Origin of the sequence: Ochrobactrum sp. Q0168, from assembly GCF_016427605.1 — a bacterium.
GTDB lineage: Bacteria > Pseudomonadota > Alphaproteobacteria > Rhizobiales > Rhizobiaceae > Brucella.
Genome location: NZ_JAELXQ010000004.1, coordinates 225,573 through 238,797, shown reverse-complemented (window position 1 = coordinate 238,797; position 13,225 = coordinate 225,573). Strand labels below are relative to the sequence as shown.

Sequence of the window (13,225 nt, the reverse complement as noted above, 5' to 3'; positions counted from 1 at the left end):
TGACAAATTCTCTGTCCTGGCATGCACCGAAGTTCATCGAAGTTAGCTGCGGCATGGAAATCAATCGCTATGCACCGGCAGACGGTGACCAACCGATCCTGTTCTGAAACGCCGCCCGAGACGCGTCAACAGTTTTATGACGGAGTTCCGCGCAATCGTGATCGGGGCCGCCGCCGGCGGCGGTCTCCCGCAATGGAATTGCGGCTGCGAAAACTGCCGTCTGGCGCGATTGGGTCTTCCGGGTGGAATTGCGCAGCAGACCCAATCATCGCTGGCTGTCTCATCGGACGGTGACAGCTGGGCGCTGCTCAATGCATCACCCGATATACGCCAGCAGCTCATCAACACAGCCGCACTGCATCCGCGAGCGTTGCGTGACAGTCCTATCAAGACTGTTCTCCTGACAAATGGCGATATCGATCACATGGCCGGTCTTTTAACGCTGCGGGAGAAGCAGTCATTCCGGCTGGTGATGACTGCCGCTATTCGCGATATCCTCGCCGGGAACCCGATTTTCAACGCGCTTGATCCAGCTTTTGTAACACAGGAAATCGTGACGCTGAATGAACCCTTCATGCTGGTTCCCGGCATCGAGGCGCGGTTGTTTTCCGTGCCCGGAAAAGTACCGCTCTTCATGGAAGGCGAAAACCCGGACACGGCGCTTGAGGGCGAGCAGACAGTGGGCGTCGAACTCATCACGGTCAGGCACCGGATCTATTACATTCCGGGTTGCGCTGTGGTGCGCGACGACCTCAAGGCGCGGATCAGCGGCGCCGATATTCTCTATTTCGACGGCACGCTTTTCAGCGATGACGAGATGATCCAATCGGGCACCGGCATCAAGACCGGCCAACGCATGGGACATATTTCAATGTCCGGCGACGATGGCAGCCTGAAAGCGCTCGCCGATGTTGCTGTGGATCGCAAAATATATGTCCATATCAATAATACAAACCCGGTCTGGCGTAACGGTCCCGAACGGAGGCTGGTCGAAGACAGCGGATTTGAAATCGCCTTTGACGGCAAGGAGATCGCTCTATGAAAGACACTGCCGATAAGGAGGCATTCCACGCCCGCCTTCTGGCCATCGGTCACGAGCGCTATCACGACAAGCATCCGTTCCATATCCGGCTGCATGGCGGCGAATGCACCATTACGGAAGTGCGCGCCTGGGTTATCAATCGCTATTGCTATCAAAGCAGCATTCCCATGAAGGATGCAGCATTTCTTTCGCGCTGCGAGGATGTGGACATGCGTCGCGCCTGGCGTTCGCGGATCGAAGACCACGACGGCGGCACCCATGAAGGCGGCGGCATCCGGCGCTGGCTCAAGCTGGCCGAAGCCGTCGGCCTTGATCCCGACTATGTGGCGTCCGGCAAGGGCATTCTGGCGGGAACACGCTTTGCGGTCGGTGCTTATGTGCACTATGTCCGTGACAAGCCGCTTCTGGACGCAGTTGCGTCCTCCCTGACTGAACTCTTCGCACCCAAAATCCACAAGGACCGCATTGCGGGCCTCCTGAAGCATTATGCCTTCGCCGACGAGGAGGCGCTGTCCTATTTCCGCCAAAGGCTCAATGAAGCGCCGGTTGATGTCGAATATGGTCTTGCCTATGTGCTGGAACACGCCGACACTCTGGAAAAGCAGGATGCCGTCGCCGCTGCCCTGACCTTCAAAACCGATGTGCTGTGGGCGCAGCTTGATGCGCTTTATGCGGCCTATGTGGCCCCCGGCATGATCCCACCCGGCGCATGGGACGGCAGACAAGGCGTGAATGCCGATTGGGACAAGGCTCTGGCAGAAAAGAAGGTTTCCGCATGAGCGAGCCAGGCAGCGTCACCATCAAACCGGCCGATATCGTTACGCTTGCGCGTGGCGTGAGACTGCGCGTCGATGACGTGCGCGGACAAACCGTGCTTCTAGCGCCCGAGCGCGCCATGGCGCTTGATGACATGGCGATCCTGATCGTGAAGGCGCTTGACGGTGTACGCAGCATCGATGCGATTTGCGATGCTTTCGCGTTGGAATTCAATGCGCCACGCGAACAGGTCGGCAGCGATGTGCTGGTCTTCGTTCAGGAACTCGCCAACCGCCGCATGATCGAGGTCCAGACATGAATCTGGCAATTCAGGAAGCAAAGCTGAAGCGGCTGACACCGCCGCCAATGGCTCTGCTTGCCGAGTTGACGCATCGCTGCCCCCTTGCCTGTCCTTATTGCTCCAACCCGCTGGAACTGATTGGCGCAAAACAGGAACTTTCCACGGAAGAGTGGATAGAGGTCTTTCGGCAGGCCGCGAAAATGGGAGTATTACACCTGCATCTGTCGGGTGGAGAACCGGCGGCACGGCGGGACCTTCTCGATCTGACCGAGGCTGCCGTCGAGCTTGGGCTCTACACCAATCTGATCACCTCGGGCGTCGGCCTCACGCAAACGCGTATAGAGGCGCTTGGACAGGCAGGCCTCGACCATGTGCAACTTTCCATACAAGGAACCGATGCAGCATCGGCAGACCGTATCGGCGGATATAAAGGTGGGTTCGAACGCAAGATGGCCGTGGCCAATTGGGTCACGACGGCGGGCATCCCGCTTACCGTCAATGCCGTCTGCCACAAGCAGAACATGGACCAGCTTGATGCGATGCTCGAGTTCGCCCTGAAACTCGGCGCGCGCCGCATCGAAATTGCAACCGTGCAGTTTCACGGCTGGGCGGAGAAGAACAAGGCAGCGCTTTTGCCGACCCGCGAACAAGTCGTCAAAGCCAACCAGACTGTCGCTGAAGCGCGCAAGCGTCTCGAAGGCTGGCTGGTGATCGACTATGTTCCGGCTGATTATTATTCGTCCTATCCGAAAGCCTGCATGGGCGGTTGGGGCCGGGTTGGCCTGAATGTCACGCCCGATGGGCGCGTGCTGCCCTGCCATGCGGCAGAAACAATTCCTTCGCTGCGCTTCGACAATATTCGCGACAAGGGGCTGGCCGATATCTGGTATGACGGCGAGGCATTCAATGCCTATCGTGGGGATGACTGGATGCCCGACCTCTGCCGGAGTTGTGAGCGCAAGACGATAGATTTTGGCGGCTGTCGCTGTCAGGCGATGGCGCTGGCCGGTAATGCGAGCGCGACCGATCCGGTCTGTGTACGCTCACCGCTCCGCGATATGGTAACAGCAATAGCGCAGGAAAACGCCGCGGCTCCCATCCCGGATAGCTTTATCTATCGCAAGTTCTAACGCCTCACGGGCAAAAGTGCCGAAAAACCCGTCGAGCAGGCGAGCCCGCGACAACGAAAGGCAGACTGCCCTACACTTACATTTGCGGGAAATTCTGTCCGGAGTAGAGCAAAGATGCAGACGAATGGGCGGCGGCCAATTGGAAGGCGCTCAAATCGTCAAACGTATTCGCTATTATCTGCATACCGATCGGCATATTCTGGGGGCCCAGCCCTACGGGCACCGAAACAACCGGATATCGATTCAGCAAATTCCAGGGCCAAGTAAACACAAAGCCCAAGCCCTGGACCTGTTTATCGCCAATTGTTACCGTGTCTTTTTCGGGATTCAAGCCGTGTTCGGCTGGAATGAATGGGGTCGCTAACGTGGGCATAAGCAGCGCCTTGTAACCCTTACCAAAAACATTTTCCTGTACCCGCTTATGGTACTTATTCAAATCTTCCTCAGCGGTCGCCAAAGCATCTGGACCGAGTTTACCCTCTACGCGCTTGAGGACTGCCTTGACGTATGGGGTCAACTTATCGGGCTGGGCGAGCGCAGGTGTGAGCATTGCACCCATAGCAGTCGAGAACAGGCCCGAAAAAAAAGCATCAACGTCACTCGGCTGAAAGCCGATGTCTATCGTTTGGACTTCAGCGCCGAGCTCTCTAAAATGCTTCACTGCATTGTCCATGGCAGCCCTTACTGCAGGATCGATAGGTGCCAGACTTGTTCCATAGTCGATCGCTATTTTCCAGCCAGCGACTGCGTCATAGGTTGCAGGGAATTCGAGGCGGGGGTTCAGCGACGAATGCACATCGGGATGAGGCCCAACCATCGTCTGGGCAAAAAGATTGAGATCGCCAAATGTTCGAGCCATTGGCCCGTCGGTTTCATAGGCAATCTCGCTGGTCGGTATCCGCCCAAAGGGCGGTTTGAACCCATAAAGGCCGCACTGCGAAGATGGAATTCGGATCGAACCTCCCATATCGGAACCAAGAGCCAATGTCGTAAAGCCAGCAGCTAAAGCAGCACCTGATCCTCCGGACGAGCCTCCAGGCGTGTATTTCAAGTTCCACGGATTACGCGTCACGCCCCAAAGGCGTGTTGCAGTTGTCCCCCAACTGTAAAATTCTGGAACTGTTGTCTGAATGTGAAAGATAGCACCAGCCGCGCGCAGTCGTTCGGCAATCGGACCATCAGCAACTTCCGGCGGAGCGTCTTTCAACAGGAGAGATCCCATCGTGGTTACCCAGCCCTTCACCGCGTATTCGTCTTTGACAGCAACGGTTAGCCCGTCCAGAAAACGAGGATTGCCAGCTCGATAACGCTGTTCCGACTCCCGCGCGGCGGCGCGCGCCTCATCAAAATGCCTATACGTAACGCAATTTATTTCTTCGTTTAAACTCTCGATCCGCCTGATTTGAGCCTCGAGCACATCAACTGGGGATAGTATGCCTTGTCGAAATTTCGTCAATAATTCGGTTGCAGGCAGATAGGACGGATCATTTTGATCCGTTGCTCCCATCGCAACCCTCGGAAGTACTGTGGTAAAAGCCAACTGTCCGCATAGTTTCAAAACATCACGGCGATTCATTACTTCGCACCCCTGTGTTCAATTATGAAACAATTGATATGCGTTACAAAATTTCCGTTTATTTTTACTGAAATTAAAGCATAACATATATATTAATTCAACCGCTATAGTAAGACAGCTTTCCATAACGTTGACGCCCTGTTGAAAAATTTGAATGGTTTTTTCCGGATTGCGATTCAAGCTTCTGAGAGAGAGCCGCCGAACCAAAATTTTACATCATCGCGCTGGTGTAAATCCATATTCTACATTTGGTCCCGACAGCGGATATTATCCTTTAATCTTCGATCGAAGCGAATATCCATTTAATAAAATAATGGTTTTTACAGAAACCTCCCACAAAATCCGAAGTCTATCAAACAACGCCACGAAATTGTCGGATTACCGAAATTCTTTCAATTGCAAATAGTCACAATATCGCACGTAAAGTATTTCCAGCAAGAAAGTGCAATGGCCTTGTGTGGCGTAATACGTAACAACTTATCTATGAAGCAATCGCAGCAACCATCAATTCAAATGGAGAACCGCTCCGCAAGCTGCTTTGACATGACTACGCAATGACGAGAGGATGACAGCCATGGTCAGCAATGCGAAGACCAATCGCGTTCAAGCGCAGAAGGCTCAGCCTCGCACGGGAACCAAAGCCCCCAGAACGCGTGGCCCCAGCCCGGAGAAGACGGCGCGCACCCGTAAACAGATCATCCGGTCCGCAATGCGGGAGTTTCTCGACAAGGGCTACGCGAATGCGACCATGGCGGGCATCGCCGAGCGTGCGAGCCTCGCCAAGGGGACGGCCTATCGCTATTTCGACACCAAGGAAGATCTCTTCGCGGGCATCGTCCGTGATATCGTGACCAACCCCCTCGGTGAGATTGAAAATTTTCCAATCAGAGCGGATGAGCGCGTGTCCGACTATTGCAAACGAACGATGATCCCGGTGATGCGGACCATTGAGGACAAGGGGCGTGCGACCGTCGCGCGGCTTGTGCTCGCCGAAGGCCATGCCTTTCCTTATCTCACGGAAGTTTATCGCACCGAAGTCTACGAGCCTTTTCTGGATCGGATACGATGGTTGATCGACGTCGCCGCCGAACGCGGGGAGCTAAAAGACACGATCCTGAAAACCTATCCGCATCTGCTTACGGCGCCCGTATGGATGGGCATCGTCCATAACGGCCTTCTCGGGCAGGACAACCAGATCGACACGGCCACCATGTTCGAGGCGCAGGTCGATCTCCTGTTCATGTGACGGACGGGAAGCGGGTCCGCCCGCTTTCAAACATCAACCGGGTCCAGTCCCGGCAAATCAGGGCCAAGCGGCACGATACCTGTGGGATTCAGCGCCTTGATGGAATAATAGCCGCGCTTGATATGATCGATATTGACCGTTTCGCGAATGCCGGGAATATCCAGAATGCGCGTCAGCCAGGCATTGAGTGCCGCGTAATCAATCAGCCGACGCAGATTGCACTTGAACAGGCCATGATAGGCTGCATCGAAGCGAACCAGAGTAACGAAGAGCCGAATATCGGTTTCTGTGAACTGTTCGCCGAACAGGAACGGCCCATTGCCCGAAAGCCTCGCCTCAAGCTCATCAAGCGTCTGGAAAACATCACGGAAAGCTTCGTCATAGGCAATCTGGGTGGTGGCGAAACCTGCGCGATAAACGCCATTGTTCAGGCTTGGATAGATATGCTCGTTCAGCGCATCGATGTCGACGCGCAATGGCTCTGGATAAAGGTCGATATCGTTATTGGCGAGATCGCCAAAACCGGTGTTGAACATCCGCACGATGTCGGCGGATTCATTGTTGACGATGGTTTTCGTCTGCTTGTCCCAAAGCACCGGCACGGTGGCGCGTCCCGTATAGTGCGGATCGGCCTTCGTATAAAGTTCGTGCATGTAGGTTGCACCATTGAGACTATCGCGGTTGGACCCGGGATAGTCACCAAAGCGCCAGCCTTGATCGGTCAGAGCAGGCTCGACGACTGAGATCGAAATGAGCTTGTCCAGCCCTTTCAGCTTGCGCGCGATCAGCGTGCGCGAGGCCCAGGGGCAGATATAGGCGACATAGAGATGGTAGCGGTCGGCTTCCGCCTTGAAACCCGCCGCGCCGGTCGGTCCCGCGCTACCGTCCGGGGTGACCCAGCTGCGGAAGCCGGAAATCTGGCGCACGAAGCCGCCTTTTTCATCCTTGGCCTGGACTGGCTGCCAGTCTTCAGTCCATTTTCCATCTACCAGCATGCCGTCTATCCTTGATGATCTCATGAAGCGTGGGGAGCACAATCAGGCCACGATCTGCAATTCCGTACAGATACGGTTGCGCCCCAAATCCTTGGCGCGATAAAGCGCCGCGTCGGCGCGACGGAACACCGTCTCAAACCCGGCATCTGCCGCCGTGAGAAAGGCGATACCCGCGCTGGTGGTGGTGCTGAATGGAGCTTGCATCGTGTCGAACGAGGCAGAAGCAAAAGCCTTGCGTATTTTGTCGGCGAGCGCGAGAACATTCACATTGGAAATCTGTCGCAGAATAAGCACGAATTCCTCGCCGCCTATGCGGGCAGTCAGCGCCCCTTGCCCGGCATGGGACCGAATGATGGCCGCAAATTCGAGCAATACACGATCTCCCACTGTATGACCGTGGTTATCATTGATCGACTTAAAGGCATCCAAATCGAACACAACGACGGAATCGCCGATGCGCATCACGTCGACCGCCAGACTGTCGTAAAGCGCCCGGCGATTGAGCAATCCTGTCAAGCTGTCCGTGCGCGCTTCGTTGGCATGGCGGCGGGCCACCCGCGACTGCGTAAAGGTCAGCGACAGTGCCCCAATCCCCGTAATGCCGATGATCGCCATGATGGCGTTGAAATCTTCAGCCAGATTGCTCGGCAGGCTGATCATCGTCCATTGCCGCCCAAAAACGATGACGGAACCGCATAGTAAAAACGATATGGCCGTCAGCAGATAGAGCGTCATCATCCCGACCACAGGAACAGGCGCTTCCTCATAGACCGATACGTATTCCCTTGCTGTAATGAGCAGCAAGAAGGCCGAAACAAAGTTAAACAGCGCGATGCCAACACCGGCAGAGCCAGAGACAATCGGCACCAGAACTGCAGTAATCGCTATGACCGAAAACGCGACGAGATGCTTCTTGTTCACCGGTCGGCCAGATATCTGCCTTGCCCCGAAAAACAGCAGAACGAAGCCCACAGTCATGACGCTGAAAGCGATCACCAGTGACGGAACCAGAGCCAGAAGACCCGAATAATTGAGCACGGCACCCGCGCCGAGCAAAATCATGCCCAGGCAGCCCCAGAGCAGGAACTTGTCCATCCGGTTCTGATACCAGACGCTCAAAATCGTCAGCGCCACCGCAAGCAAACATAAGCCCGCCGCGAAAAATAGCGTGTTCTGGTCTAGCTCCAAGATTAGCTCTGCCCCCTTAAAACGCTTGTCGATCCGACAATGTCGGATCAGCGCCTCAACCATTTATTTTCACGCACAGTCTGCCTGAAATCCGCGTTTTGCAGCGTTCGACATGTGCTCTTGCCCATATTGGGCGGGGAGTTTAGCGGCAGAATGGCAAAGAATCGATACTTACTTATTTAAGTTAAGATCAAATTCTTAAGCCCCGCGCACGCCACGTGGAAATTCTTTACTTCTCCGCGCAAGCCACTCCTGCATAAACAGAGCGTAACAACTGCTTTATCTTCAATCTTTTCAATGAGTTTCAGCGCTCAACAAAAATCCTCTTGCCTATAAATTTACGCAAAGAGGCTTTTGCCATAACCGCTTATTTGCCCCGCATCTGCTCGCCAGCATTCTTAGCAAAGCGCAGGTTCCAGAAGGTTGCCGTCAGCGAAATGCCGGTAACGACAAGAAAAGCTGTCGAAAAATCGGACATGACGGGCACTTCGCGGGCATGCAGATTCATGGATGCATGAAGAACGAGCGCCGCCACGCAAACCCCGACTGAAAGCATGAGCTGCTGGAAGGTCGAATAGAAGCTGTTGGCCGAACTCATGCGCTTTGCATCCACCCGGTCGTAGGCCACCGTGTTATAGGCGGTAAACTGGAACGACATTGAAAACCCCGACATGGCAAGCACGATGAAGATCAGCCAGTGCGGCCATTCCGGGGTAAAAAAGGCGCAGATCGCGTAGCTGCACGCGGAGAAGATGCCGTTGACCACCAGCGATGTCCGAAAACCAAATCGCCGGATGATCCGCGGTGCAAAGGCTTTCATTGCCAGCGCGCCGAGCGCAGTCGCAAGCACCATATTGCCCGCCGCCACCGCCGACAGGCCGAAACCGATCTGAAGCATCAGCGGCAGCAGGAAAGGATGCGCGCCCTGCGTGATGCGGGTGATCGACCCCGCAATCATCGATGTCCCGAAGCTTTCAATCCGCATCAGCGAAAAGTCGAGCATCGGCGCAGGATGACGGCGGGAATGAACGATGGTGGCAACACCGAAGACCACACCGACGACAAAAAGTTTCAGCGCAAAATTTCCGCCCTCGGGATTGCTCGCCGTTTCCAGACTGAACAGCAAGGCACCGAGCGCGATCCCAGAGAGGATCAGACCCACGAAATCGAACGGTTCACGCGTTTCGCTTTTATATTCGCCGATGTAGAGCGACACGAAAACCATGCCGAGAATGCCGATGGGGACATTGATGTAGAAAATCCAGCGCCAGTCCAGATATGTCACGAACAAACCGCCAAGCGGTGGCCCAAGGATAGGTCCCATCAGGGCTGGCACCAGCATCCAGGACATGGCAGCAATAAGATCCTTGCGCTCAACAGAACGGATCAGCACCAGACGCCCAACCGGCAGCATCATCGCGCCACCAGCGCCCTGCAGCAGTCGGGCCGCCACGAGACAGGGCAAGTTCGGCGCCTGCGCGCAGAGCACGGAGCCCAGAATGAAGATTGCAATCGCGAACCGGAAAACTGTGCGCGTGCCGAAGCGGTCGGCGATCTTGCCGCTGGCCGGGATGAAAATTGCAAGGCTGAGCAGATAGGAGGTCAGGGCAACGCTCATAGAAGGCGCGCCGACATCGAAATCGCGTGCCATGGTCGGCAATGCCGTGGCCAGAATGGTCGCGTCGAGCTGTTCCATCAGCATGGCGCTGGCGACGATCAGTGCAATGATGCGAAAATTACTCTTGCCCTCCGAAGCGGTGGCTCCGGCGGTTGAACTCTGGCTCTCGAGGCTGATACTCATGGCTATTCCAGCTCAGCGGCAATAAACGGGCGACCGCCGTCAAACATTGATGGCGGAAATTCACGAGCCTGGCTTATTCATCCGGGAAAGGTGGTGCGCGCCTTTGGGAGATATCCATGCCGCAAATGACGGTCGGCTCAAAAGAAACTGCGAGCAATAAACAATCTTGCTGACCGTCGAGGCATATATCACAGATCGCGGCGAAACAAAGCCGCTCAAGAGAATTTGACCTCGGATTCATTTTTGGATCAGGGCGTCGTCGCGCTTGCGGTGCGCTTGAGCGACAGGCTTCGCTCACGGAACATAGAGAACAGGCCAGCGCCAACGACGATAAAAGCACCAGCGATAACGTTCCATGTCAGTGTTTCGTGGAACACCAGCGTTGCAATAAAAGCGGTTATGACCAGCTGGAAATAGGTCAACGGCTGCAATTCGCCGGCTTCAACAGTGTGATAAGCGCGAATGAGGCAATAATGGCTGGCAATGCCGCAGATGCAGAGCGCTGCCAAACAGAACCAGTCATGCGGCGCGATGGGCACAATGAAAAAGACGCCGACCGCAGTCAGCACCACGACGCCGCCGATCCCGGTGTGGAAGAAGCTGGTCATGGCGCCGTCGTCGCGGCTGACCGCGCGCGTTGCCACGACATAGATTGCCAACAGCGAGGCCGAGGCCACGGCGAACAGAACATTGGCGTTGAAGTGCGCATTGGCCGGATTGATGATCAAAAGCACGCCGCATAAGCCAAAGATGACCGCTATCCAACGCGACCAGCCGACATTTTCGCCTAGAAATAGCGAGGCAAGCATGGTGACCAGCAAAGGCGTACTCTGAAAGATCGTCTGAGCAATAGCTAAACCGGCCCGGCTCAGACCAAAAATGGCCGTAACAACACCCGCAGCCAGTATGACGCCACGAGCAATCTGGAGAAAGGGACGCTTCGTAGACGCCACCTTGGCAATCCCTCCGGACCGCATGGCCAGCAGAATGACGACCGCCGCGAACACCCAATAACGGACCATCGCGATGAAGATCGGTGAATAAGCCGCGCCAAGATGTTTCGACAGGCCGTTCTGCACCGCAAAGATCGCCACGGAGACGATCTTGAATAAGTAACCTTGGCTCTGGGGGGACATACGCTACACTCAAAACCGCCCGCAACAGGTGAAAATTTGCCTGAAGGAATGAGTTTGAGTAATCCCTAAATAACCGGATTGATACAACAAAACCCGTTATTTTTCGCAGTCGAAAGCGTAGGAATTTGAATTCATCTATGGATCACGGCGTTGTCGCGCTTGTGGTGCGTTTAAGAGACAGGCTCCGCTCCCGGAACATGGAGAACAGACCAGCGCCAACCACAATGAAAGCACCGGCGATCACGTTCCATGTGAGAGTTTCGTGGAACACCAGTGTGGCGATAAAGGCGCCGATGACCAGTTGCAGATAGGTCAGCGGCTGCACGTCGCCCGCTTCGAGAATGTCATAAGCGCGGATAAGGCAATAATGGCTCGAAATGCCGCAAACACAGAGCGCCGCCATCCAGAACCAGTCATGTGGCGCGATGGGGACGACATAGAAGACACCCACTGCCGTCAATACCACGACACCACCGATCCCGGTATAGAAGAAGCTGGTCATAGCATCGTCATCGCGGCTGACTGCACGCGTCGCCACGGCGTAGATCGCAAACATGAAGGTCGCGGCGACGGAAAACAGGATGTTTGCATCAAAATGTGCATTGACGGGATTGATGATCAAAAGCACGCCGCACAGGCCGATAATGATCGCGGTCCAGCGACGCCAGCCAACCTTTTCGCCGAGAAAGGGTACGGAAAGCATGGTGACCAGCAAAGGCGCGCCCTGAAAGACCGACTGTGCCATGGCCATTCCGGCCCGGCTGAGGCCGAAAATAAAGGTGACGATTTCCGCAGCCAGTATCACACCGCGGACGATCTGCAGAAAGGGACGCTTCGTGGAAGCGACCTTGACGATACCGCCGGACCGCATGGCCAGCAGAATGACGAATATAGCGAACACCCAATAGCGGATCATCGTGATGAAGATCGGCGAGTAATGCGTGCCAAGATATTTCGATATGCCGTCCTGCGCCGCAAAAATGGTCACCGCGAGGATCGTGAAGAAGTAGCCTTGGCTCTTGGGGGTCATACGCCATACTCTAAGCCGCCCGAAACGGGTGACTGTCTGTCTTGAGGGGAATGAGTGTGAGTAATCCGAACTGCGCCCGATTACTATAACAAAGCCCAATATTTTTTGCCCGTAGCAACGGAAACCCGATTTCACCTACCTTTAACGTCGAGGAAGCATCACGCGCCTAGCTTCCTGTTTGCTTGCTTTTTTGCACGTTCCGGCCACCAGCGAGGGGCCGAATATTGCAGCCTGTCGCATGTTGTGCACGCCGCATAGGGAACAGATTGCCCGTGTACAGGTTTATCCACCGCTGCGGGGCAAGACAGAAAGTGAGACTATGCAATGAAAAAGGCTCTTATTCTTACAACGGCGGCGTTTCTTGCAACAACCGGTCTGGCCGTTGCGCAGGATGCTGTCATCATCGAAGTGCCCCAGTCTGCACGTGATTATGTCATCGCTCATCCGGTGGATCCGGTTGTCATTCCGGACGATATCGCTGAAGGCTACGTGGTGCCGGAAGCCGTTGTCGTGCGCCCCATCCCGGACAATCCCGACTTCGGCTATATCTATGTTAATGGCGAACCGGTGATCGTTTCGATGCAGAACCGGCAGGTCGTCTATTATGACGAAGCGCCCAATGCGGGACCACCCGTGCCCGTTGTGCCGGATGATGTCGTGACCTTCGTCGAGAGCCATCCGACCGACCCGATCACAATCGAAGGCGATGTGACGGAAGGCATGGTGATCCCGGAGGACGTGCCGCTTGTGGCCGTCCCGGACCAGCCGAATTATTCTTACGTCTATATCGATCAGCGTCCGGCACTCGTGGAGCCGCAGACGCGCCGCGTTATTTGGGTGAAGTAATGCCCTTTGATCCCCGCGCTTCAATGCGCGGGGGTTTTCCGGCTTCAGCCTGCTGGCTGATTCCTGTACCTTCCGTCAGATCTTCGCTGCTTTCGTCGCGTTTCAGGCCGTAGCCGGTGCAAGCCGCGCGCGCCCTCCTGCCGACCGGCTTTTTTCTTCCCACGGAATACCTTCCCCC

14 protein-coding genes are annotated in these 13,225 nt (G+C 55.4%); 7 read left to right on the top strand and 7 right to left on the bottom strand.

Going from position 1 to position 13,225, the window contains the following annotated elements; genetic code table 11:
- The first annotated feature begins 11 nt into the window (after positions 1 to 11).
- From pqqA to pqqE, 5 genes are read left to right on the top strand one after another with little or no spacing between them, the layout of a single operon-like run.
- Positions 12 to 107 carry a pyrroloquinoline quinone precursor peptide PqqA gene (gene pqqA, locus JAU75_RS10780; RefSeq protein WP_199056581.1) on the top strand — a complete coding sequence of 32 codons (96 nt, stop codon included), beginning with the start codon at positions 12 to 14 and terminating at the stop codon, positions 105 to 107.
- A 29-nt stretch (positions 108 to 136) separates the two neighbouring features.
- Complete coding sequence (pqqB, locus tag JAU75_RS10775; protein ID WP_199056525.1) at positions 137 to 1,042, top strand: pyrroloquinoline quinone biosynthesis protein PqqB; 906 nt, start codon at positions 137 to 139, stop codon at positions 1,040 to 1,042.
- Positions 1,039 to 1,821, top strand: a complete 783-nt coding sequence (gene pqqC / locus JAU75_RS10770) for a pyrroloquinoline-quinone synthase PqqC (RefSeq protein WP_199056524.1) — start codon at positions 1,039 to 1,041, stop codon at positions 1,819 to 1,821. Before pqqB ends, pqqC begins: the two co-directional genes overlap by 4 nt.
- Positions 1,818 to 2,117, top strand: a complete 300-nt coding sequence (gene pqqD / locus JAU75_RS10765; RefSeq protein ID WP_199056523.1) for a pyrroloquinoline quinone biosynthesis peptide chaperone PqqD — start codon at positions 1,818 to 1,820, stop codon at positions 2,115 to 2,117. Before pqqC ends, pqqD begins: the two co-directional genes overlap by 4 nt.
- Entirely contained in the window at positions 2,114 to 3,229 is a 1,116-nt protein-coding gene (pqqE, locus tag JAU75_RS10760; protein ID WP_199056522.1) for a pyrroloquinoline quinone biosynthesis protein PqqE, read from the top strand. Before pqqD ends, pqqE begins: the two co-directional genes overlap by 4 nt.
- 76 nt (positions 3,230 to 3,305) lie before the next feature.
- Here pqqE and JAU75_RS10755 read toward each other — a convergent pair whose 3' ends face one another.
- A complete protein-coding gene (locus JAU75_RS10755; RefSeq protein WP_199056521.1) occupies positions 3,306 to 4,805 on the bottom strand; it encodes an amidase in 1,500 nt (499 codons plus the stop codon).
- A 574-nt stretch (positions 4,806 to 5,379) separates the two neighbouring features.
- Between JAU75_RS10755 and JAU75_RS10750 the strand changes: the two genes are divergently transcribed.
- A complete protein-coding gene (locus JAU75_RS10750; RefSeq protein WP_199056520.1) occupies positions 5,380 to 6,051 on the top strand; it encodes a TetR/AcrR family transcriptional regulator in 672 nt (223 codons plus the stop codon).
- A 26-nt stretch (positions 6,052 to 6,077) separates the two neighbouring features.
- Here the strand turns inward: JAU75_RS10750 and JAU75_RS10745 are convergent, their stop codons facing one another.
- The 5 genes from JAU75_RS10745 to JAU75_RS10725 form a co-directional block, all read right to left on the bottom strand.
- Entirely contained in the window at positions 6,078 to 7,046 is a 969-nt protein-coding gene (locus JAU75_RS10745) for a glutathione S-transferase family protein (RefSeq protein WP_199056519.1), read from the bottom strand.
- A gap of 42 nt (positions 7,047 to 7,088) precedes the next feature.
- A complete protein-coding gene (locus tag JAU75_RS10740; RefSeq protein WP_199056518.1) occupies positions 7,089 to 8,234 on the bottom strand; it encodes a GGDEF domain-containing protein in 1,146 nt (381 codons plus the stop codon).
- 367 nt (positions 8,235 to 8,601) lie between these two features.
- A complete protein-coding gene (locus JAU75_RS10735; RefSeq protein WP_199056517.1) occupies positions 8,602 to 10,035 on the bottom strand; it encodes an MDR family MFS transporter in 1,434 nt (477 codons plus the stop codon).
- Between the two features lie 248 nt (positions 10,036 to 10,283).
- Positions 10,284 to 11,171: a DMT family transporter gene (locus JAU75_RS10730; RefSeq protein WP_199056516.1), complete on the bottom strand. Its 888-nt coding sequence runs from the start codon at positions 11,169 to 11,171 to the stop codon at positions 10,284 to 10,286.
- 142 nt (positions 11,172 to 11,313) lie between these two features.
- On the bottom strand, positions 11,314 to 12,201 hold the full coding sequence (locus JAU75_RS10725; RefSeq protein WP_199056515.1) for a DMT family transporter: 888 nt from the start codon (positions 12,199 to 12,201) through the stop codon (positions 11,314 to 11,316).
- Positions 12,202 to 12,525: 324 nt separating this feature from the next.
- Here JAU75_RS10725 and JAU75_RS10720 point away from each other — a divergent pair, with 324 nt between their 5' ends.
- Positions 12,526 to 13,047, top strand: coding sequence for a DUF1236 domain-containing protein (locus JAU75_RS10720; protein WP_199056514.1), 522 nt, complete (start codon positions 12,526 to 12,528; stop codon positions 13,045 to 13,047).
- Here JAU75_RS10720 and JAU75_RS10715 read toward each other — a convergent pair.
- Complete coding sequence (locus tag JAU75_RS10715) at positions 13,031 to 13,210, bottom strand: hypothetical protein (protein WP_199056513.1); 180 nt, start codon at positions 13,208 to 13,210, stop codon at positions 13,031 to 13,033. The genes JAU75_RS10720 and JAU75_RS10715 overlap by 17 nt on opposite strands.
- Positions 13,211 to 13,225 lie beyond the last annotated feature (15 nt).